This window comes from Pseudomonas sp. R19M, from assembly GCF_050312585.1.
GTDB classification, from domain to species: domain Bacteria; phylum Pseudomonadota; class Gammaproteobacteria; order Pseudomonadales; family Pseudomonadaceae; genus Aquipseudomonas; species Aquipseudomonas palleroniana.
Map to the genome: position 1 here is coordinate 64686 of NZ_JBNPJV010000093.1, position 21488 is coordinate 86173.

Annotated in this window: 15 protein-coding genes; 6 read left to right on the forward strand and 9 right to left on the reverse strand. The window is 61.6% G+C overall.

Annotated elements, in window-relative coordinates:
• Window positions 1–19: 19 nt before the first annotated feature.
• Complete coding sequence (locus ACQRBT_RS23850; protein WP_412046840.1) at window positions 20–2008, reverse strand: alpha-1,4-glucan--maltose-1-phosphate maltosyltransferase; 1989 nt, start codon at window positions 2006–2008, stop codon at window positions 20–22.
• A 208-nt stretch (window positions 2009–2216) separates the two neighbouring features.
• Here ACQRBT_RS23850 and ACQRBT_RS23855 point away from each other — a divergent pair, with 208 nt between their 5' ends.
• The gene (locus ACQRBT_RS23855) at window positions 2217–2393 is read left to right on the forward strand and encodes a hypothetical protein (protein ID WP_412046839.1); all 177 of its coding nucleotides are present in this window, start codon (window positions 2217–2219) and stop codon (window positions 2391–2393) included.
• Here ACQRBT_RS23855 and ACQRBT_RS23860 read toward each other — a convergent pair.
• On the reverse strand, window positions 2371–2865 hold the full coding sequence (locus ACQRBT_RS23860) for an MgtC/SapB family protein (protein ID WP_090371370.1): 495 nt from the start codon (window positions 2863–2865) through the stop codon (window positions 2371–2373). The two genes, ACQRBT_RS23855 and ACQRBT_RS23860, sit on opposite strands and share 23 nt — an antisense overlap.
• A gap of 122 nt (window positions 2866–2987) precedes the next feature.
• Between ACQRBT_RS23860 and ACQRBT_RS23865 the strand changes: the two genes are divergently transcribed.
• The 4 genes from ACQRBT_RS23865 (at window position 2988) to ACQRBT_RS23880 (ending at window position 7072) form a co-directional block, all read left to right on the forward strand.
• Complete coding sequence (locus tag ACQRBT_RS23865) at window positions 2988–3227, forward strand: DUF3203 family protein (protein ID WP_060757040.1); 240 nt, start codon at window positions 2988–2990, stop codon at window positions 3225–3227.
• Window positions 3228–3412: 185 nt separating this feature from the next.
• Window positions 3413–4822, forward strand: coding sequence for a cytochrome c oxidase accessory protein CcoG (gene ccoG / locus ACQRBT_RS23870; protein ID WP_161550226.1), 1410 nt, complete (start codon window positions 3413–3415; stop codon window positions 4820–4822).
• A gap of 282 nt (window positions 4823–5104) precedes the next feature.
• Window positions 5105–6514: a GntR family transcriptional regulator MpaR gene (gene mapR, locus ACQRBT_RS23875; RefSeq protein WP_412046838.1), complete on the forward strand. Its 1410-nt coding sequence runs from the start codon at window positions 5105–5107 to the stop codon at window positions 6512–6514.
• 93 nt (window positions 6515–6607) lie between these two features.
• Window positions 6608–7072 (forward strand): hypothetical protein, encoded by a 465-nt coding sequence (locus tag ACQRBT_RS23880; RefSeq protein WP_412046837.1) that lies wholly within the window; start codon window positions 6608–6610, stop codon window positions 7070–7072.
• 12 nt (window positions 7073–7084) lie between these two features.
• On the opposite strand, the gene ACQRBT_RS23885 is transcribed toward ACQRBT_RS23880, so the two are convergent.
• From ACQRBT_RS23885 to tpx, 7 genes are all read right to left on the reverse strand, one after another.
• Window positions 7085–7831, reverse strand: coding sequence for an SDR family oxidoreductase (locus ACQRBT_RS23885; RefSeq protein WP_412046836.1), 747 nt, complete (start codon window positions 7829–7831; stop codon window positions 7085–7087).
• A 53-nt stretch (window positions 7832–7884) separates the two neighbouring features.
• Complete coding sequence (locus ACQRBT_RS23890) at window positions 7885–9981, reverse strand: putative bifunctional diguanylate cyclase/phosphodiesterase (protein ID WP_244383684.1); 2097 nt, start codon at window positions 9979–9981, stop codon at window positions 7885–7887.
• 287 nt (window positions 9982–10268) lie between these two features.
• Window positions 10269–11744, reverse strand: coding sequence for an efflux transporter outer membrane subunit (locus ACQRBT_RS23895; protein WP_060757045.1), 1476 nt, complete (start codon window positions 11742–11744; stop codon window positions 10269–10271).
• A complete protein-coding gene (locus ACQRBT_RS23900) occupies window positions 11741–14848 on the reverse strand; it encodes an efflux RND transporter permease subunit (protein ID WP_060757046.1) in 3108 nt (1035 codons plus the stop codon). The genes ACQRBT_RS23895 and ACQRBT_RS23900 overlap by 4 nt, the downstream gene beginning before the upstream one ends.
• The gene (locus ACQRBT_RS23905; RefSeq protein ID WP_412046835.1) at window positions 14845–17946 is read right to left on the reverse strand and encodes an MdtB/MuxB family multidrug efflux RND transporter permease subunit; all 3102 of its coding nucleotides are present in this window, start codon (window positions 17944–17946) and stop codon (window positions 14845–14847) included. The genes ACQRBT_RS23900 and ACQRBT_RS23905 overlap by 4 nt, the downstream gene beginning before the upstream one ends.
• On the reverse strand, window positions 17943–19250 hold the full coding sequence (locus tag ACQRBT_RS23910) for an MdtA/MuxA family multidrug efflux RND transporter periplasmic adaptor subunit (RefSeq protein ID WP_412046834.1): 1308 nt from the start codon (window positions 19248–19250) through the stop codon (window positions 17943–17945). Before ACQRBT_RS23910 ends, ACQRBT_RS23905 begins: the two co-directional genes overlap by 4 nt.
• Before the next feature lie 231 nt (window positions 19251–19481).
• Complete coding sequence (gene tpx, locus ACQRBT_RS23915) at window positions 19482–19982, reverse strand: thiol peroxidase (RefSeq protein ID WP_090371392.1); 501 nt, start codon at window positions 19980–19982, stop codon at window positions 19482–19484.
• A gap of 156 nt (window positions 19983–20138) precedes the next feature.
• On the opposite strand from tpx, the gene ACQRBT_RS23920 reads away from it, so the two are divergent.
• Window positions 20139–21428, forward strand: coding sequence for a glycosyltransferase (locus tag ACQRBT_RS23920; RefSeq protein WP_412046833.1), 1290 nt, complete (start codon window positions 20139–20141; stop codon window positions 21426–21428).
• The last annotated feature ends 60 nt before the right edge of the window (window positions 21429–21488 follow it).

Consider the following 21488-nt stretch of genomic DNA (forward strand, 5'->3'; position numbering starts at 1 on the left):
AGGCCGGATCCCACAGGACTCAAGCAACGCTGATGCGCCAGATGCCGAACGGCATATGCGGTTCAAGCCGCGTCCACTGGGTCTTGCCATACCAGGTCCAGCGATGGCCGCTCATCAGGTCTTCGCCCTGGGTCTGGGCGTCGTCCGGCAGGCCCAGCTCCCACAACGGCAGTTCGAAGTGCGCTTCCTGGGCATTGTAGGGGTCAAGGTTGACCGCCACCAGGATGAAGTTGTCGCCCTCCTCAGTGCGCTTGCCGAAGTACAGGATGTTGTCGTTCCAGGCGTTGTAAAGTTTCAAACCCAAGTGCGTATGCAATGCCGGGTTCTGGCGACGGATGCGGTTGAGCTGGGCGATCTCGGCGATGATGTTGCCGGGCGCGGTGAAGTCCCGTGGGCGGATCTCGTACTTCTCGGAGTCCAGGTACTCTTCCTTGCCCGGCACCGGCGCGGCTTCACACAGCTCAAAGCCCGAATACATGCCCCAAAGCCCCGAGCCCATGGTGGCCAGCGCGGCGCGGATCAAAAAGCCGGGGCGGCCGGACTCATGCAGAAAGCCGGGGTTGATGTCCGGCGTGTTGACGAAGAAGTTCGGCCGATAGCACTCGCGCCATGGCGATTGACCCAACTGCGTGAGGTATTCGCTCAGCTCGGCCTTGGTATTACGCCATGTGAAATAGGTATAGCTCTGGGAATAACCGACCTTGCCCAGGCGCGCCATCATCGCCGGCGTGGTGAACGCTTCAGCCAGGAAGATCACCTCGGGGTACTGGGCGCGCACGTCGCTGATCAACCATTGCCAGAACGGCAGCGGCTTGGTGTGCGGGTTATCCACGCGAAAGGTCTTCACGCCCTCTTCCACCCAGCCCACCACAATGTCGCGCAGCTCGGTCCACAGGCTAGGGATCGCATCGGCGGCATAGAAGTCGACGTTAACGATGTCCTGGTATTTTTTCGGTGGGTTCTCGGCATATTTGATCGTGCCGTCCGGGCGCCAGTTGAACCAGCCCGGGTGCTGCTTGAGCCACGGATGGTCCTGGGAGCACTGGATGGCGAAGTCCAGCGCAATCTCCAGCCCATGCTCGGCAGCCGCCTGGACCAGGCGGCGGAAGTCGTCGCGGCTGCCCAATTGCGGGTGAATCGCCTCGTGGCCGCCATCTTCGCTGCCAATCGCGTAGGGGCTGCCAGGGTCATCGGGGCCTGCCGTCAACGCGTTGTTCCGACCCTTGCGGTGGCTGCGACCAATCGGATGGATCGGCGGGAAGTACAGCACGTCAAAGCCCATTTCCTGGATCATCGCCAGGCGTGAGTGCACATCGTTGAACGTGCCGTGACGCGCCGGGTCGTCGGTGATCGAGCGGGGAAACAGCTCGTACCAGCTGGCGAATTGAGCCCGCTCGCGCTCCACGTCGATCGGGTAGATCTTACTGATGCTCAGGTAGGCGCGATGGTCGGCCTGGGTCATCAGGTGTGCACTGTCTTCGTGCAGGAACTGCGCGACCTGCTCGGTTTCCAGCAAGCCGGAGAGTTCGTGATGCAGCAGCATCAGGCGGTCACGCAGCTCATTGTCACTGCGTTCGGCGGCCTGCAGCACCAGGCTGCGGCCCTCCTGCAACTCGAGGCTGACCGGCACCCCGGCCTCATGCTTCTTGCGCAGTTCATAGCAAAAGCTGGCGAAGGTATCGATCCAGGCTTCGATGCAAAATTCGTGGGGGCCTTGGGTCGTGACGGTGAACGCGCCTTCCCAGCCGTTGTTGCCGACATCCGTCATCACCACGCTGTGCCAACTCTGCTCATCCAGGGCGCGCCAGCGGATCAGCACCGCAAGCTGGTCGTGGCCGTCGGCAAACACCTTGCTGGTGACGTTGACGCGCTGCCCGACCACGGCTTTCACGGCAAACTCGCCGCCGTCGATCACAGGCGTGGTGCTTTCAATGGCGATCCGGGGCAATAACAGCGCCTGGGACAGCGGTAATCGGGAATCTTCTGGAGCCTGTGTTTCAGCAGTCATCGAGCTTCTCCCCCTAACGCCCTGTGGACGCGCTTGTGTGCTTGATCCTAATGGCCAGACGCCCAGTGCTCAGCCTGGATCGGGCCGTCATAGGTCCGAGCCTGGGCCTGGGTTAAAAGTTCAGGCGGATATGCCGCCATCGGGCGGGGAATCAATTCGCCCGGGTGGCTGTCCACCGATAGAGCAAAGCACAAAGGAGGCCACACCGATGACTATCCCGATCCCAGCGGAAACCCCGGACCCGAATATCGACAAACCGACGCTTCCACCGACAGAGCCGGAGCCGATCCCGGAGAAAGAACCACCGGAAACCCAGCCGCCGCCGGTGGAAGAACCGCCGACCATTATGCCGCCGGTAATCGTCAGTCCTTCTCCAACAGCTTGACGATCCGCGGCATGATGCTGAACACCGCCAGGGCCAACAGCGTACTGAGCACCGCCGTGGACTCACGCCCCATCCCCGCCGCCACGCCAATCGCGGCGGTCATCCACAGGCCCGCGGCGGTGGTCAGCCCTTTGACGTGCTGGCCCTCCTCATCTTCCTTGCCCTTGAGAATGGTGCCGGCCCCCAGAAAGCCAATCCCCGCAATGACCCCCTGCAGTACCCGGCTCATGGCGTCCGCCTGGCTGCCGGACATCTGCGGCACCAGCACGAACAAGGCCGCGCCCAAGGCCACCAGCATGTGAGTGCGGACCCCGGCCGCCTTGCCTTTTTGTTCCCGTTCAAAGCCGAGGATGCCCCCCAGGATCGCGGCAATCACCAGCCGTACAGTGACTTGGGTGAGCTGCCTGGCATCGCCGATATCGGCGAACTCGGCCAACAGGGTGCGCCACACTTCGTGCAACCACGTGTCCATTAAGCTTGTCCTTTTTTTATGATGGTTACCGGATGGACAGCAGCGACCGCCAGTCAGTTGCCTTGAACCCCAGGCAAACCGCTAGCCCTAAAGGTTATCCGGGGTAAAAAAAGGAAATCAGCATGCCCGTCCGTATCGAACACCAGACCTGTTACTTCAAGATCGACGAAAGCGGCCAGGAGCAACGTCTCGACGCCGCCGACGTGACCGTGAGCACAGACAGCGCAAAGTCCATGTCCTATGTGCAACTCGATGACCGGCGCCTCTACATCACCGAAGCTGAGGCGGATGCCTTGACCGTCGCAGGCGCCCAGGATGGTCGCAAGCATGTGAAGGCGACGGATGATGATTCGGTGATTTGACTGATCTGCATCCAGCTGCACTGAATCACCGCTGCACTGTGCATGGCACTGGGTGCAGCAGATTGTCGCAGACGTTGCATCACAGCCCATCTGATCCGCTTTTTATCGCCATAGCTGAGTCTGTTATGCAAACAGCGCCACGCGCATAGTTCATTGGCCTGATGGAGGCTGATGAGCGAACGACCATGAGCGAAAGAATCCCTACCGTGGAAACCTTTGAGCCCATCCACCCAAAGAAGGTGAAGGCCAAATCCAGCGACAACCTGATCCATACCCGCAGCTTCACCGGCCTGTTCCGCACCTTGCGCATGGCCGGTGCGGGCTTTCTGTTCCTGGCGTTTTTCGGCACCGTGTGGCTGAACTGGGGTGGGCGCCAGGCGGTGCTATGGGACTTGGCGGAGAGTAAATTCCACATTTTTGGTGCGACCTTCTGGCCCCAGGACTTCATCCTGCTGTCGGCGTTGCTGATCATCTGCGCCTTTGGGCTGTTTGCCATCACCGTATTCGCCGGTCGTGTGTGGTGCGGCTATACCTGCCCACAGAGTTCGTTCACCTGGCTGTTCATGTGGTGCGAGAAGGTCACCGAAGGCGAACGCAACCAGCGCATCAAGCTGCAGGCGGCGCCCTGGAGTCTCAACAAACTGGCGCGGCGCTCGGCCAAGCACACCTTATGGCTGGGCATCAGTGTGCTGACCGGGTTGACCTTTGTCGGCTATTTCACACCGATCCGCCCCCTGGCCGCCGAACTGCTGAGTCTGCAAATGGGCGGGGTCAGTCTGTTCTGGGTGTTGTTCTTTACCGGCGCGACCTACCTCAACGCGGGCTGGCTGCGCGAAGCGGTGTGCATGCACATGTGCCCCTATGCGCGGTTCCAGAGTGTGATGTTCGACAAAGACACCCTGACCATTTCCTACGATTCGGCCCGTGGCGAACACCGTGGCCCGCGCAAACGCGAGGTCAAACCCTCCGACGTCGGGCTGGGCGATTGCATCGACTGCCAGCTGTGCGTACAGGTCTGCCCCACCGGCATCGACATCCGCGACGGCTTGCAAATGGAATGCATCGGCTGCGCGGCGTGCATCGACGCCTGCGACTCGATCATGGACAAAATGGGCTATGCCCGTGGCCTGGTCAGCTACACCTCTGAACATCAACTGCAAGGCGGCAAAACCCACCTGCTCAGGCCGCGCCTGATCGGCTACAGTGCCGTGCTGCTGGTGATGATCGCCGCACTGGTGGTGGCCCTGGTGGGGCGGCCGATGGTGTCGCTGGATGTCACCAAGGACCGTGGCATGTTCCGCGAGAACAGCCAGGGCTTGATCGAGAACATCTACAGCCTCAAGGTCATCAACAAGACCCAGCAGCGCCAGGACTACCGCCTGGAACTGGAAGACGCCGCAGGCTTCCAGCTGCAAGGCAAGACCGAGATCAGCCTGGCACCGGGGGAAATCAGCGATATACCGGTGTCGGTGGTCCTGCTGGCGGACAAACCGACAACCAGCTCGCAGACCCTGCGCTTCAAGGTGACGGACATCGACGAGCCCTGGATCCATAGCGCCGCCGATAGCCGCTTTGTGGCGCCGATGAACCGATGAAAACCCAGTGTTCGGGCACACCGAGCCTGAGCGAGGTGCCGAGTGGTGGGGCAAAGCGTTTTTGGTTACTTTTGGCGCTCTTCCAAAAGTGACCCGCCGTAAGGGCGGAACCCTAAGCCGCCGTTACCGCAGCAATGGATATGTACACGACCCACATCCCGGTCGGCTGACAGACCGCCACGGGAGCAAGCTCCCTCGCCACAGGTTTCAACTTGGCACCGGGAGCAAGCCCCGTCCCACACCTTTAGCCGTGCTCATTCTAAAAAACCACCCAAGGCCCCCATGAAACGCTACGAAAAATTCGCCGACGACATCGCAGAACTGATCCGCACCGGCGTCCTCGGCCCCGGCCAGCGCGTCCCATCGGTGCGCTATGCCAGCCAGACCTACGGCGTCAGCCCATCCACCGTGTTCCAGGCCTACTACCTGTTGGAGCGCCGCGGGCTGATCCGCGCACGGCCGCGTTCGGGCTACTTCGTCAACACCCACGCCCCCCGCCCGTTTTCCGAACCGGTCGTGAGCGAACAAGTGCACGAGTCCACCGAAGTGGATGTGAGCGAACTGGTATTTTCGGTACTCGACTCCATCAAGGACCCGAATACCGTGCCCTTCGGCTCGGCCTTCCCCAGCCCCATGCTGTTTCCACTGCCACGCCTGGCGCGCTCCCTGACCAGCGCCAGCCGTGCAATGGACCCGCGCCTGGTGGTCACCGACATGTCGCCGGGCAACCCGCAACTGCGTCGGCAAATTGCCCTGCGCTACATGGTCGGCGGCCTGATGCTGCCCATGGAGGAGTTGCTGATCACCAACGGCGCCCTCGAAGCCCTGAACCTCTGCCTGCAAGCCGTGACCGAACCGGGCGACCTGGTAGCCATCGAGGCGCCCGCATTCTATGCCTGCCTGCAAGTGCTGGAACGCTTGAAACTCAAGGCCGTGGAAATCCCCGTGCACCCGCGTGACGGCATCGACCTCAATGCCTTGTCACAAAGCCTGGAGCGCTACCCGATCAAAGCCTGCTGGACCATGACCAGCTTTCAGAACCCCATGGGCGCGACACTGCCGCAAGCCAAGAAACAGGCGTTGGTGGAACTGTTGCGCAGCCACCAGGTGCCGTTGATCGAAGACGATGTCTACGCCGAGTTGTACTACGGGCAACAGCCGCCCAAACCGGCGAAAGCCTTCGACACCGAAGGCTTGGTGATGCACTGCGGCTCGTTTGCCAAGAGCCTGGCGCCGGGCTACCGCGTCGGCTGGGTGGCGGCCGGGCGCTTTGCACAGAAGGTCGAGCGCTTGAAGCTGATGACCTCGCTGTGCCCCTCCATGCCGGCGCAGGCGGCCATTGCCGACTACCTGCAACACGGTGGCTATGATCGACATCTGCGTAAATTGCGCTACGCCCTGGAAGAACAGCAGAGTGCCATGCTGGCCGCCATCGCCCGCTACTTCCCCGCACAGACGCGGGTCAGCCAACCGGCCGGCGGGTATTTCCTGTGGCTGGAACTGCCGGAGCAGACCGATTCGCTCAAGCTGTTCCAGATGGCCTTGGCCCAAGGCATCAGCATTGCGCCGGGCCCGATTTTTTCGGCAACCCAGCGTTTCAGAAATTGTATCCGCTTGAATTACGGCAGCCCCTGGACCGAGGCTTCAGAGAAGGCCATGGAGACGTTGGGAAAGATTGTGCGGTCGTTTTGAACGGGAACCACATTGCGAAATGAACCACATAAGGAAGCACGCCCATCCCACATCAAAGGGTGGGTAATCCTTCATTGAAAGCTGAGACTTCCCATGACTGTTTCTTCACCTAGCTACCTCAGGTCACTTCCGATTCCTCCCAACTACATGCGCGCAGAGGAACAGAAACAAGTCCGTGAAATGACCGGCCCGATGGGACGCCCCAACGGTGATCATCGCTCGGCGGACACCATCATCGATCGGAGTCCTGTACTGAGGAACTTTCTGGACAACCGCGACAATTATCACCTGCTCGATGACCTGAAACAGCAGGTCGGCGACTGGACAGCCGCCAACACCGATCCTGAGGCCAGGGCTAACGCGGCGTACGACCTGGACAAGGTATTGCGGTTCATCGATAACCTGGACGACCGCCAACTGAACAAGAGCCATAGCCGCAACGGGCAGATTGATGGCTTTTCCAGCAATGGCTTCAGCACCGTGGATAACTCGGAAGCCAGCGTACTGAAAGAGTTTTCCATCAAAGGCTATTCAGTATTGAAGCCTTTACATTCCTGAGGTTGAGCGGCCTTACCGGCCACCGCCTAAATCGAGAAACGTACCGGTGGCGTAGGACGCTTTATCCGACAAAAGCCAGATAATCGCCTCCGCCACCTCATCCGGGCGCCCGCCACGGGCCATCGGGATACCGGACTCCAGCTTGCTGACGCGGTCCGGGTCGCCACTGAGGGCATGGAAGTCGGTGAAAATGTAGCCGGGGCGCACCGCATTGACGCGAATGCCCTCGCCCGCCACTTCCTTTGACAGGCCAATGGTGAAGGTATCCAGAGCGCCCTTGGACGCCGCATAGTCGACATACTCACCCGGCGAACCCAGCCGCGCCGCCACCGAAGACACGTTGACGATACTGCCGCCCTGCCCTCCGTGCCTTGGCGACATGCGCAGCAGCGCGTGCTTGGCACACAGGATCGGGCCCAGCACGTTGGTTTTCATGATTTTCAGGATGCGGAATTCGGACATCTCATCGACCCGCGACTTGTGCCCCACGGTACCGGCGTTGTTGACCAGCGCGGTGACACGGCCCAGCTCGGTATCCACGCGATGAAACAGCGCGATCACCTCATCTTCAATGCTGACATCCGCCCGCACGGCGATCGCCTGTACCCCTAGCGCGCGGACCTGTTCCAGCACGCGCAGGGCCGCGGCTTCATCCGACTGATAGTTGATGCAGATGCGATAACCCTGCCGGGCAGCCAACAGTGCCGTCTCGGCGCCGATCCCTCGGCTACCTCCGGTGATAATGACGACTTTATCCATGGGTGCTGCCTCCTGATTCAACCAAACGTTTAGGGTTGAATCCAGAATACCTGTCACACCTCGTTCTTGTCAGGCGCTGCCGCGTCTTCGGCCCGCCGGATATCCGCCATGAACCTGTCGGCCGGTAACGGGTGGCCCAAAAAGTAGCCCTGCAGAGCGTTGCAGCCCAGGCGCGTCAGAAAGCTTTGCTGAACATCCGTTTCCACGCCTTCGGCAACGATTCGCAGCCCCAGGGCCTGGCCCAGCGCGACGATCGCCGAGACGATCGCCGCATCGTCGCTGTCGTGCTCCAGGTCACGCACGAACCCACGGTCGATCTTCAACTCGTTGGCCGGCAGGCGCTTGAGGTACATCAGGCTGGAATAGCCGGTGCCGAAGTCATCGATGGACAGGTCGACGCCCATGTCCGAGAGCTGCTGCAATACCGCCATACTGGCATCGGCGTCGCTCATCGCGGTGGTCTCGGTGATTTCCAGGGTCAGGCTGTTGGCCGGCAATTGGTGACGGGCCAGGGCGGCGGCCACACTCTTGACCAACCCGGCATGGCAGAACTGCAATGCCGACAGGTTCACCGCGATCCGCCAATCCTGATAGCCCTCGGCGCGCCAGAGGGCCATCTGCCGACAGGCTTCATTGAGCACCCAGTCACCGATGGGAATGATCAAGCCGGTCTTTTCCGCCAATTCGATAAAGGTGGCGGGCAACAACAAGCCCTGTTGCGGATGCTCCCAACGCAGCAAGGCTTCGGCACCCACCGCCCGACCACTGAGCGCATCGAATTTGGGCTGGTAATGCAGGCGCAACTGCTGCTGTTCGATTGCGTTGCGCAAGTCCTGCAACAACTGCAGTTGTTTGCGCGCATTGGTGTTCATCGAGACATCGAAGAAGCTGTAGCCATTCTTGCCCATGCCCTTGGCGTGATACATGGCGGCATCGGCGTTCATCAACAGGTCTTCGGGGCTATTGCCATTGCCCGGGAACAACGCGATACCGACGCTGGCGGAAATCTGCAGGTCATGCTCGGCCACCCTGAACGTCCGGTTGATCAGGTCGACCTGGCGCGCGGCCAGGCTCATGGCGTCGTCCGGTTGCATCAGTTGCACCAGCAGCACGAACTCATCGCCACCGATACGGGCCAGGGTGTCCTGGCTGCGCAGGTCTTCGCGCAAGCGTACACCCACTTCGCGCAGCAACTGGTCCCCCATGTGGTGGCCGAAGGCATCGTTGACCGGTTTGAAACCGTCCAGGTCGATAAACATCAACGCGAAGCAGCCACCTTGCTCGTTCACCGTCTGCATCGCTTGCTGGATGCGGTCGGAAAGCAACATGCGGTTGGGCAACCCGGTGAGCATGTCGTGCAAGGCCAGGTGGGTCAGTTCCTGGTTGGCCTGCGTCAGGGAGTCGGCCAGCACGGCGGTACGTGCCTCCAGGCGAGCATCTAGCAAGGAGGTCAACAAGGCGATGATCAGTACCGAGAGGCTGGTGACCAGCACCAGATTATCCAGGCCTTTGCCACTCAACCCCGACAATGCGGCGCCGCAATAACTGTCTTCGGGAAACTGGGCGGCCGCCATTCCGGTGTAGTGCATGCCGACGATGGCCACCCCCATGACCACCGCCGCGCCTGCGCGGGCCAAGCGGACATAGGGCGTATTGCGCCGCAGGTTGAAGGCGATCCACAACGCAGCGCCCGAGGCCACCACGGCGATCAGCAAAGACGCGCCAAACAGGCTGGGGTCGTAGTCGATACCCGGGGTCATGCGCATGGCCGCCATCCCGGTGTAGTGCATGCTGCTGATGCCCGCGCCCATCACCAACGCACCGAACCCCAGTTGCCAAACAGGCAGGCGTTGCTGGCTGACCAGCCACAGGGCAAAGCCGCTGGACAAGACCGCAATCAGCAACGATAGCGCGGTGATCTCGACGTCGAATCCCAATGCAAACGGCAGGCGCAAAGCCAGCATGCCGATAAAATGCATGGACCACACCCCCACGCCCATCGCCAATGCGCCGCCGGTCATCCATAAATACACCGCACGGCCCTGGGTGGTCGCGATGCGGCCGGCCATGTCCAGTGCGGTATAGGACGCCAGGATCGCCACGAACAGGGAGATCACCACCAAAGAGGGAGAATAACTACCGATGAGCATGGGTTTTCTCAGAACCGACGGGGCTGAAAAAAACCCGTACCAGATGGAAAAGGCGGCGATTGTAGCGAGAAAAATTATCGGCGGCTCGCTTAATCGTCAAAATGCCACTAGTGGCATTTGCCCCTGTAGGAGCGAGCTTGCTCGCGAAGAATTCACAGGCACCGCGTTCATTCAGGCAACCCGCGTTATCGTTGAGGTTTTTCGCGAGCAAGCTCGCTTCTACATTCCAGTCGCTCCAAAAAGCCGGCCGCCGGGGCCCCGTTACCGCAACAACGGTTCGGCCCCTATCAGTCCTTGCCCTCTGCCGACGTATGCCCATCCCATCCCCCGCCCAACGCCGCTATCAACTGCACACTCGCCACCAACCGAGTCTGCAGCAAGGTCAACACGGTGCGTTCATTACTCAAGGCTGTCGCCTGCACCGTGACCACATCCAGATAACCAATCAGCCCTGCCTTGTACTGGTTCTCGGTCAAGCGCAGCGATTCGCGGGCCGATTGCAGCGCTTCGTTGCTGACCACCGCCTCGTCTTCCAGCACCTTCAACTGCACCATGTAGTTTTCGACTTCACGGAAACCATCGAGCACCGTCTGGCGATACTTGGCCACGGTCTCATCATAAGAGGCCACGGTACGGTCGACTTCCGCCGAGCGCTGGCCGCCATCGAACAGGGTCATGGCCAGTTTCGGCCCCACCGACCAGAAGCGGTTAGGCAGGCTGATCCAGTCAGCATAGGTGCTGCTGGAATAACCGCCCGCCAGACTCAGCGTCAAATCCGGGTAGTAAGCGGCTTTGGCCACACCGATATTGGCGTTGGCGGCGATTACCGAACGTTCAGCGGAGGCAATGTCCGGGCGACGCTCAAGCAACTGTGAAGGCACGCTGACCGGCACCTGCGGCAGCGTCGGAATGCTCTTGCTCACCGCCAGGTTGAAGTTGGCCGGAGCTTCGCCGATCAATACGGCGATGGCATTTTCCAGCTGCGCGCGCTGCCAGATCAGATCGATCAGGCTGGCCTGGGTGGTCTTGAGCTGGGTTTGCGCCTGGGCGATGGCCGCCTTGTCCGACACACCGGCGCGGTATTGGTTTTCGGTCATTTTCAGCGAGCGCTGGTAAGTCTCCAGCGTGGCTTGCAACAGACGGGTCTGTTCATCCATGACGCGCAGTTGCAGGTAGTCCTGCACCAGCTCTGACTGCTGGCTCAAACGCATCGCCGCCAGGTCCGCCGAGCTGGCCTCGGCGGTGGCTTCGTTGGCCTCCAGGCCACGGCGCAGCTTGCCCCACACATCCGCCTCCCAGCTCACCCCCAGTTGGGCGTTGAGGGTGTCGCGGATGCCGCTGCTGGAGCTGCTGAGGCTGGCGCTGCTGCTGCCGGTGCCCTGGCTGGCGCGGGTTTTCCCGACGCTCAAGTCAACCGTGGGGAAAAACGCACCGCGGGCGCTGCGCACCTGGGCCTGGGCCTGGCGAAAACGCGCTTCGGCCTGGGCCACGGTCTGGTTGGAATTATTCAGGCGTTCCACCAGCTCATTCAGTTGGCGATCACCGTACAACTCCCACCAGGCCCCACGGGCCAGGGCGTCGCTGGGGGTCGCCTGGCGCCAGCCCTGGGCTTGCTTGAATTGCGCGGGCTCGGCAACGTCCGGGCGCTTGTAGTCCGGGCCGATGGCACAGGCGCTGAGCAAAGCGCCGCAGAGCACCAGGCCGGCCAGGCGGGAACCACGGGGCATGCTCATGGCCAATTGGGCAAAGGTTGAATCGGTCATAGCGCAGTGTCCAAGGCAGCATCGGTACGCACGCCGCGCCAGGCGTTGAAACGGTGGCGCGCGCGGTCGAGATAGAGGTAGACCACCGGAGTGGTGTAAAGGGTCAGGATCTGGCTGAACACCAGCCCGCCGATGATCGTCAGGCCCAGAGGCTGGCGCATTTCCGCGCCATCGCCGGCGCCGAGCAGCAACGGCAAGGCACCGAGGATGGCGGCCAGCGTGGTCATCAGGATCGGCCGTAGGCGCAACAGGCAGGCGCTGCGAATCGACTCCAGCGGGCTCATGCCGTCATGGCGCTCCAGTTGCAGGGCCAGGTCGATCATCAGGATCGCGTTTTTCTTCACCACCCCGATCAACAGGAACAGCCCCAGCAAGGAGATCAGGCTGAATTCGCCGCCCAGCAAATAGATGGAGAGCAATGCGCCCACCCCCGCCGACGGCAAGGTCGACAGGATCGTCAGGGGGTGAATGTAGCTTTCATACAGAATGCCCAACACCAGGTACACCGCTACCAACGCGCCGAGGATCATGAACGGCTGGCCCTTCTGGGTCGCCGCAAACGCATCGGCCGTGCCGGCCATCTTGGCGATCACATCTTCCGGCAAACCGACCTTGGCCACCGCTCGTTCGATGGCGGCAGTGCCCTGCTCCACCGTCACGCCAGGCGCCAGGTCGAAGGCGATGTTTTCCGAAGCGAACTGGCCCTCATGCCGCACGGTATCGGCGGCCAGGCTGTTTTCGTAATGAGCGATGGTGGACAACGGCACCCGCGCGCCCGTGGAGGTGATCACCTGCATCTGATTGAGGGTGATCGGGTCCTGGGCGTATTTCGGGTTGACCTCCATCACCACCTGATACTGGTTGAGGCTGTCGTAGATGGTGGAAATCTGCCGCTGGCTGTAAGCGTTATTCAGCACCGCCGTGACCATGCTCATGTCGATGCCCAGGCGCTTGGCCTGGTCGCGGTCGACGATCAACGTCACCTGCGCGGCGCCACGGCCTTCACGGGCGTCGATGGCCGTCAGTTCCGGCAGTGAGTGGAACGCCGCCACCACTTTCGGAAACCACGTGCGCAACGCGGCCAGATCCCCGCTTTGCAGGATGTAGGAATACTGCGCACTGCTCTGGTCACGGCTGCCGCCAAATTGCAGGTCCTGGTCGGCCATCAGGAACAGGCGCCCGCCCGGCACCAACGGTACATCCTTGCGCAAACGCTCGATGACCGCCTGGGCCGAGATCTTGCGCTCGGCAATAGGCTTGAGGCGCACCAGCATCACCGCGTTATTGGTACCGTTGTTGCCGCCGATAAACCCGGCCACGCTGAGCACGGCCGGGTCCTTGAGGATGGCCTTGCGGAAGGTCTCCATCTTCGGCTGCATCACGCCGAACGACAGCCCGTCGTCACCGCGCACAAAACCGATCAACTGGCCGGTGTCCTGTTGCGGCATGAAGGTCTTGGGCACGACCACGTACAGCGCAATGTTCACCCCGACGGTGATCAACAGGCTCAGCAGCGTGAGGCGCCGATGACGCAACACCCAGTCCAGGCTGGTGGCATACGCCGCGACCATGCGGTCGTTGACCCGCTGGCTCCAGCGCTGCAAACCGGTCATGTGCCCTTTGACATGGGGCTTGAGCCAACGGGCGCAGAGCATCGGGGTCAAGGTCAGCGACACAACCAGCGACACGATGATCGCCGAGGACAAGGTGATGGAAAACTCACGGAACAGGCTGGTGACGATACCGCCCATAAACAGGATGGACAGGAACACCGCCACCAGCGACACGTTCATCGACAATAACGTAAAGCCGACTTCCTGGGCGCCCAGGTAGGCCGCCTTCATCGGCGGCACGCCGTCGTCGATATGCCGGGAGATGTTCTCCAGCACCACAATGGCATCGTCCACCACCAGCCCGGTGGCCAGGATCAGCGCCATCAGCGAGAAATTGTTCAGCGAAAAGCCGAACAGGTACATCACCGCAAAGGTCCCCACCAACGACACCGGCACCGCCAGGGTCGGGATCAGCGAGGCGCGGAAGTTACCCAGGAACAGGTACACCACCAGCACCACCAGGGCCACCGCAATCAGCAAGGTCATCTCGGCTTCATGCAAGGTGGCGGTGATCACCGGCGAGCGGTCCATGGCCAGGTTGAGCTTGACGCTGGACGGCAGCACCGCTTGCAAGGCCGGCAACTGGGCCTTGATCTGGCGCACCGTCTCGATGATGTTCGCGCCGGACTGGCGGTTGATCACCAGCAGCACCGCCGCATCATTGTTGAAGAAGCCGCTGTTGTAGCGGTCTTCCACGCCATCACTGATCTTGGCCACATCGCCCAGGCGCAGGGCAGCGCCATTCTGGTAGCGGATCAGCAGCGGCTCGTAGTCCTTGGCCTTTTCCAACTGGTCGTTGGCCTGGATCTGCCAGTTGCGTTCGCTGTCTTCCAGGGAGCCCTTGGGCCGGCGCTGGTTGGCATTGGCGATGGTGTTGCGCACGTCATCCAGGGCCACGCCATACTGGTCGAGGGCCTTGGGCTCAAGCTCGATACGCACCGCAGGCAGGGAGCTGCCACCGATCTGCACTTCGCCCACACCCGGCACCTGGGACAGGCTCTGGGACAGGATGGTCGAAGCCAGGTCGTACAGCTCGCCCTTTTGCAGCACATCGGAGGTCAGCGACAGCACCATGATGGGTGCCTGCGACGGGTTGATCTTCTTGTAGGTCGGCATGCTGCGCATGCCGCTGGGCAGCAGGTTGCGCGAGGCGTTGATCGCCGCCTGCACTTCCCGTGCGGCGCCGTTGATATCACGCCCGGAGTCGAATGCGAGGATCACCCGCGTAGAGCCCTGGCTCGACGAACTGCTCATGGTGGTAATGCCGGCAATCGCGCCGAACGAACGCTCCAGCGGCGTCGCCACGGTCGATGCCATCACCTCGGGGCTGGCACCGGGCAAGCTGGCCGACACCACGATCACCGGGAAGTCGATCTGCGGCAGCGGCGACACCGGCAACAGGTTGAAACTCACGCCGCCCAGCAACAGGATCGCCAGGCTCAGCAGCATGGTGGCGACCGGCCTGAGGATGAAAGGTCCGGACAGGTTCATGACTCAACCGGCTCCAGGCTTTGCGGCTCTTTGCGCCAGCGGCGGCCAAGGCGGTCGAAGTACAGGTAGATCACCGGCGTGGTGAACAGGGTCAGGACCTGGCTCACCAGCAAACCACCGACCATCACCAGCCCGAGCGGCTGGCGCAACTCTGCACCGGAGCCGGTGGCCAGCATCAGCGGCACCGCGCCGAACAACGCAGCCAGGGTGGTCATCAGGATCGGCCGAAAACGCAAGAGCGCCGCCTGATAGATCGCCGTCTTTGGGTCCAGGCCCTGGTTGCGTTCGGCGTCGAGGGCGAAGTCGATCATCATGATCGCGTTCTTTTTCACGATACCGATCAGCAGGATGATGCCGATGATCGCGATCATGCCCAGGTCATTGCCGCTGAGCAGCAACGCCAGCAAGGCCCCCACGGCGGCCGACGGCAAGGTCGACAGAATGGTGATCGGGTGGATGTAGCTCTCGTACAGCACGCCCAGCACGATATACATGGTGACCACCGCCGCCAGGATCAGCAGCAAGGTGCTCGACAGCGACGCTTCGAAAGCCTGGGCCGCCCCCTGGAACTGGGTCTGCACGCCGATCGGCATGCCGATGTCCTTCTGGGTCTGGTTGATCAGTTCCACGCCTTTGCCCAACGCGACGCCAGGGGCCAGGTTGAACGACATCATCACCGCCGGGAACTGGCCGATGTGGGCAATCGCCAGTTGGGCCTGGCGCTGTTCCACATGGGCCAGGCTCGACAGCCGCACCTGGCCGCCATCGGTGGTTTTCACGTAGATCTGGTTCAGCGCCGCCGGGCCCAGGGTTTCACCGGATTGCGCCTGCAAGACCACGCGGTATTGGCTGGCCTGGGTGTAGATGGTGGAGATCTGCCGCTGGCCGAACGCATCGTAGAGCGCATCGGTGATGGTCGACACGCTGACGCCCAGGCGCGAGGCCGCATCGCGGTCGATCACCAGGAACACCTGCAAACCCTTGTCCTGCAGGTCACTGGCGACGTCGGTAAGCTCCGGCAGTTGGCTGAGGGCGTGCACCAGTTTGTCGCTCCACAACGCCAGCAGCTCGGCGTCCGGTGAGGACATGCTGAACTGGTATTGCGTGCGGCTGACGCGGTCTTCGATGGTCAGATCCTGCACCGGCTGCATGAACAGACGGATCCCCACCAACTTGTCGATTTGCGGTTGCAGGCGGGTAATCACCTGGGCCGCGCTCAAGTTGCGCTGCCCATGGGGCTTGAGGTTGATCAGCAAGCGGCCGCTGTTGAGGGTGGCGTTGTCGCCATCCACGCCAATGTAGGACGACAGGCTTTGCACCGCCGGGTCAGCCAGGATGATTTTGGCCAATTCCTGCTGGCGCTGGCTCATGGCCGCAAAGGAAATCGACTGCGGTGCCTCGGAAATCCCCTGGATCACTCCGGTGTCCTGTACCGGGAAGAAGCCTTTGGGCACCACTAGGTACAGGAATACCGTCAAGCCCAGGGTGGCGACGGCCACCAGCAAGGTCAGCGGTTGATGCTTGAGCACCCACTGCAATTTGCGCCCATAGGCTTCGATCAGCCAGTCGATCCAGGCGCCGCTGGCCTTGTAGAAGCGGCCCTGCTCGGCTTCCTTGGGTTCGCGCTTGAGCAAACGCGCGCACATCATCGGCGTGAGGGTCAGGGACACCACCAGGGAAATCAGGATCGCCACCGCCAGGGTAATGGCGAATTCACGGAACAGCCGCCCGACTACATCGGCCATGAACAGCAACGGAATCAGTACCGCAATCAGCGACAGGGTCAGGGAGACCAGGGTGAAGCCGATCTGCTTGGCCCCCTTGAGTGCCGCCGCCAGCGGCGTCTCGCCCTCCTCGATATAACGCGAAATGTTCTCCAGCATCACGATCGCATCGTCCACCACGAAACCGGTGGCGATGGTCAGGGCCATCAGCGTCAGGTTGTTGATGGAGAAGCCCGCCAGGTACATCACGCCAAAGGTGCCGACCAGCGACAGCGGCACGGCGATCGACGGAATGATCGTGGCGCTGAACCGGCGCAGGAACAGGAAGGTCACCATCACCACCAAGGCAATGGCGATGAGCAGTTCATGTTGCACGTCGGTGACGGAAGCACGGATGGTCTGGGTGCGGTCGGTCAGCACCGTCACATCGAGGCCGGCCGGCAGGTTGTCGGTGATGCTCGGCAACAGCGCCTTGATGCGGTCCACCACTTCGATCACGTTGGCGCCCGGCTGGCGCTGGATATTCAACAGCACGGCCTGGTTTTCGTTGGCCCAGGCGGCCAGACGCTCGTTTTCGGCGCCGTCGACGATCTGTGCCACGTCTTTCAGGCGCAGCGGCGCGCCATTGTTGTAGGCCAGGATCAGTTCGGCATATTGCTGCGGCGAGACCAACTGGTCGTTGGCGTCGAGCATCGACACACGGGTCGGCCCGTCGAAGTTACCCTTGGGCTGGTTGACGTTGGACGCGGCGATCAGGGTGCGCACGTCCGACAGGTTCAACCCGTTGGCCGCCAGCGCTTCAGGGTTGACCTTGATGCGCACGGCCTGGCGCTGGCCACCGGCGATGCTGACCATGCCGACGCCGCTGATCTGGGCAATTTTCTGCGCCATGCGCGTATCGACCAGGTCATTGAGCTTGGGCAGCAACATGGTCTTGGAGGTGATGGCCAGGGTCAGTACCGGAGTGTCCGCCGGGTTGACCTTGTTATAGACCGGCGGTGCCGGCAGATCCTTGGGCAGCAGGTTGGTGGCGGCGTTGATCGCGGCCTGTACCTGTTGCTCGGCGACATCCATATTGATGTCGAGGTTGAAACGCAGGGTCAGCACCGACGCGCCGCCGGAGCTGGTGGATGCCATCTGGGTCAGGCCGGGCATCTGGCCGAACTGGCGCTCCAGGGGCGCGGTGACGGCGCTGGTCATCACGTCCGGGCTGGCGCCGGGGTACAGGGTCATCACCCGGATGGTCGGGTAGTCCACCTGGGGCAATGCCGATACCGGCAGCAAGCGATAAGCGATGATGCCGGCCAGGACAATGGCCAGCATGCTCAGGGTGGTGGCGACCGGGCGAAGGATAAACAGCCGCGACAGGTTCATGAATCGACCTTTTGCGCCTTGCCGGCGTCAGCACCGGTCTTCTCCTTTGCTGCGGGTTTGCCTTGCAGGTGCTCGGTCGGGGTCGTCGGCACTTCGCTGCTGTCGTTGACCACTTCGATTTCGCTGCCATCCTTCAAGCGGTCGGTGCCTTCCAGCACCACACGGTCACCGGCGACCAGACCTTCCTTGACCACCGTGTTGTCGCCATCGGAATCACCGACCACCAACGGCTGCATCTTGACCTTCTTGTCGCCGTCGAGCTTGTAGACAAAGGTGCCGTTATTGCCGAACTGGATCGCGGCGGACGGTGCCAGCACCACGTTATGCAGGGTATCGGCCAGCAGGTGCACATTGACGAACTGGTTGGGGAACAGCGCCTGATCCTTGTTATCGAAGCGCGCCTTGAACTTCAGGGTGCCGGTGGTGACGTCGATCTGGTTGTCGAGGCTCTGCAACACACCGACGGCCTGTTTCTTTACGTCGCCACGGTCCCAGGCTTCCACGGGCAGCTGGTTGCCGGCGTGAAAGCGGGCGAGCACGGTGTCGAGGGTGTTTTCCGGCAGGGTGAAGACCACGCTGATCGGCTGGGTTTGAGTGATCACTGCAAGGAAGGTGGTGTCATTGGCGGACACCAGGTTGCCCACGTCGACCTGACGCAAGCCCACTCGCCCACTGATGGGGGCGCGGATCTTGGTGAATTCGAGGTTGAGTTTGGCGTCGTCTACCGCGCCCTGGTTGGTCTTGACCGTGCCCTGGTATTGCAGGACCAGCGCTTCGGCAGTGTCCAGGGTTTGCTTGGCAATACTGTCCTGGGCATACAAGTCGCGATAACGCTGCACATCGACCTGGGCGTTTTTCAACTGGGCCTGGTTCTGCAACAGCGTGCCCTGGGCCTGAAGCAAGGCGTTCTGGTAACTGCGCGGGTCGATTTCCGCCAAAAGGTCGCCGGCCTTGACCATCTGCCCTTCTTCAAAGGCGATCTTCACCAACTCACCGCCCACCCGACTGCGTACATTGATGGTATTGAGGGCGGTGACCGTGCCCAATGCCTTGTAGTACACCGGGAACTCCCCTTGCACCGCCGGCGCCACGCGCACCGGGATCGGGCCGGTGGAGCCGCCAAAGCCCGGCCGCATCATCCCCGACTTGCCGGCGCGGCCTTCCGACTTCGGTGCGGCGGCGTCCTTGTGGCTGCTGCCAGGCCAGAACTTCCAGCACAGGCCGGCGATGACCAGCAGCACAAACAGGCCGAACAACCAGCGGCGGGACTTACGGGGGGAGGATTGCATGGATTGATCAACCATTGGGCGCGAGAGCTTCTTCTTTGGGAGGCTGAAAGATAAGCACTGGGGCGCATTAAGAAAAGCGCCTTTACCGGCTATTTACCTTGGACTTACAAGTTTTAACTTCTGAGCTTAGTCGGCCCGCTATTTCGCTAAGCATCTGAGACGCAAATAAAAACGGCCTGGACTAGGCCAGGCCGCAAGCATGCATCACGCGTGTTACTGCAAAACGACAGTCACGCGCAGAAACAGTTACTTCAAAACAGCCAGGGCTGCTTCGTAGTTCGGTTCCTGGCCGATTTCGGAAACCAGCTCGCTGTGCAGCACGTTGTTGTTTTCGTCCAGTACCACCACGGCACGCGCGGTCAGGCTGCGCAGCGGGCCATCAACGATGTTTACGCCGTAGTCTTCGGAGAACGCAGCGCTGCGGAAGTCCGACAGGTTCTTCACGTTTTCCAGGCCTTCGGAACCGCAAAAGCGCGCTTGGGCGAATGGCAGGTCCGAGGAGATGCACAGCACGACGGCGTTGCTCAGGTCATTGGCCTGGGCGTTGAACTTGCGCACCGAAGTCGCGCAGGTCGGCGTGTCGACGCTTGGGAAGATATTCAGCACTTTGCGCTTGCCGGCGAAGGTCGCCAGGGTGGCGTCCGACAGGTCAGCGGCAGTCAGGGTGAAGTCTGGGGCCTGGGAGCCGACTTGCGGCAGTTCGCCTTCAACTTGCACAGGGTTACCACGAAGGGTGACTTGAGCCATGAACAGAATCCTTATGCTGGTTTATTGAAACGAATTCGAGAGGCGGAAGTTAACCACAAAGTCCCGTCGCTACCTACCGCCGTACACAAATTGTCATGTCGCGCCGTTGTGGTTTAATTGCGCGCTTTCGCCTGCCCTTCAAGGAACTCGTTGTTGATGAATCAGCCCGCCACCAAAGTCCTGGTCATTGGTTACGTCTGGCCGGAACCCCGTTCTTCTGCCGCAGGCGGGCACATGATGCAGATCCTGGAGAGTTTTCTTGCGCAAGGTTGGGACATTACCTTCAGTAGCCCTGCCACCATTGGCGAACATAAGGCCGACCTGCCGGCACTGGGCATTGCCGAACGCGCCATCGAACTCAATAACAGCAGTTTCGATGACTTTATCCGCGAACTGGCCCCGGATATCGTGCTGTTCGACCGTTTCATGATGGAGGAACAGTTCGGCTGGCGCGTGGAAAAATGCTGCCCGGATGCCCTGCGCGTACTGGAAACCTCAGACCTGCAAAGCCTGCGCGACGCACGCCATCAGCGCCTCAAGGAGCATCTCAAGGCCGACCCCGACGGTGATGACTTCAGCGCCCTGTTCTGCGCCGATTTGCAACCGGCGTTCCAAGGCATGGCCGACACCGACCTGGCCAAGCGCGAGATCGCCGCGATTTACCGCTGTGACATCAGCCTGATGATCTCCGACCTGGAAATCCGCCTGCTCACCGAGCAGTTCAAGGTGCCGGCGGCCCTGCTCCATTGGTGCCCGCTGATGATGGTGCCCCCTACCGAGCCCTTTGCGCCCTTTGAAGACCGTGCGCACTTCCTCAGCATCGGCAACTTCCGCCACGCCCCGAACTGGGATGCGGTGCTCTGGATGAAAAACAGCCTCTGGCCGCTGATCCGCCAGCAGTTGCCCGGCGCCCAGCTGCATATCTACGGCGCCTACACCCCGCCCAAAGCCACGGCCCTGCACAACCCAGCCCAGGGTTTCCATGTGATGAACTGGGCCGAAGACGCCTTGCAGGTGATGACCGCAGCGCGTATCTGCCTGGCGCCCTTGCGCTTCGGTGCCGGCATCAAAGGCAAACTGGCGGATGCCATGCTCTGCGGCACCCCGAACATCACCACGCCGATCGGCGCCGAAGCCATGGGCGACGAGCAACCCTGGCCCGGCATGATCGAGCAGAGTGCATCCGCCCTGGCTGCGGCGGCCGTGGCGTTGTATCAAGACCGCGAGCGCTGGACCCAGGCCCAGGAAAACGGCCGCCAGCTACTGGCCCGGCGCTATGATCAGAACGTCCACGGCCCGGCGTTGGTGGCGTGCCTGGAGGAGTGCCGCAGCCGGCTTGCGGCCCATCGACGGGATAACTTCACCGGCAGCATGCTGCGTCACCATGCCCATAAAAGCACCCAGTACATGTCCCAGTGGATCGAGGCAAAAAACCGCCTGCCTTAAACGCCGAGGCTGGCGAGGTTGCATGCAACGGGGCATTATCCTACGCAGCAACCACAATAA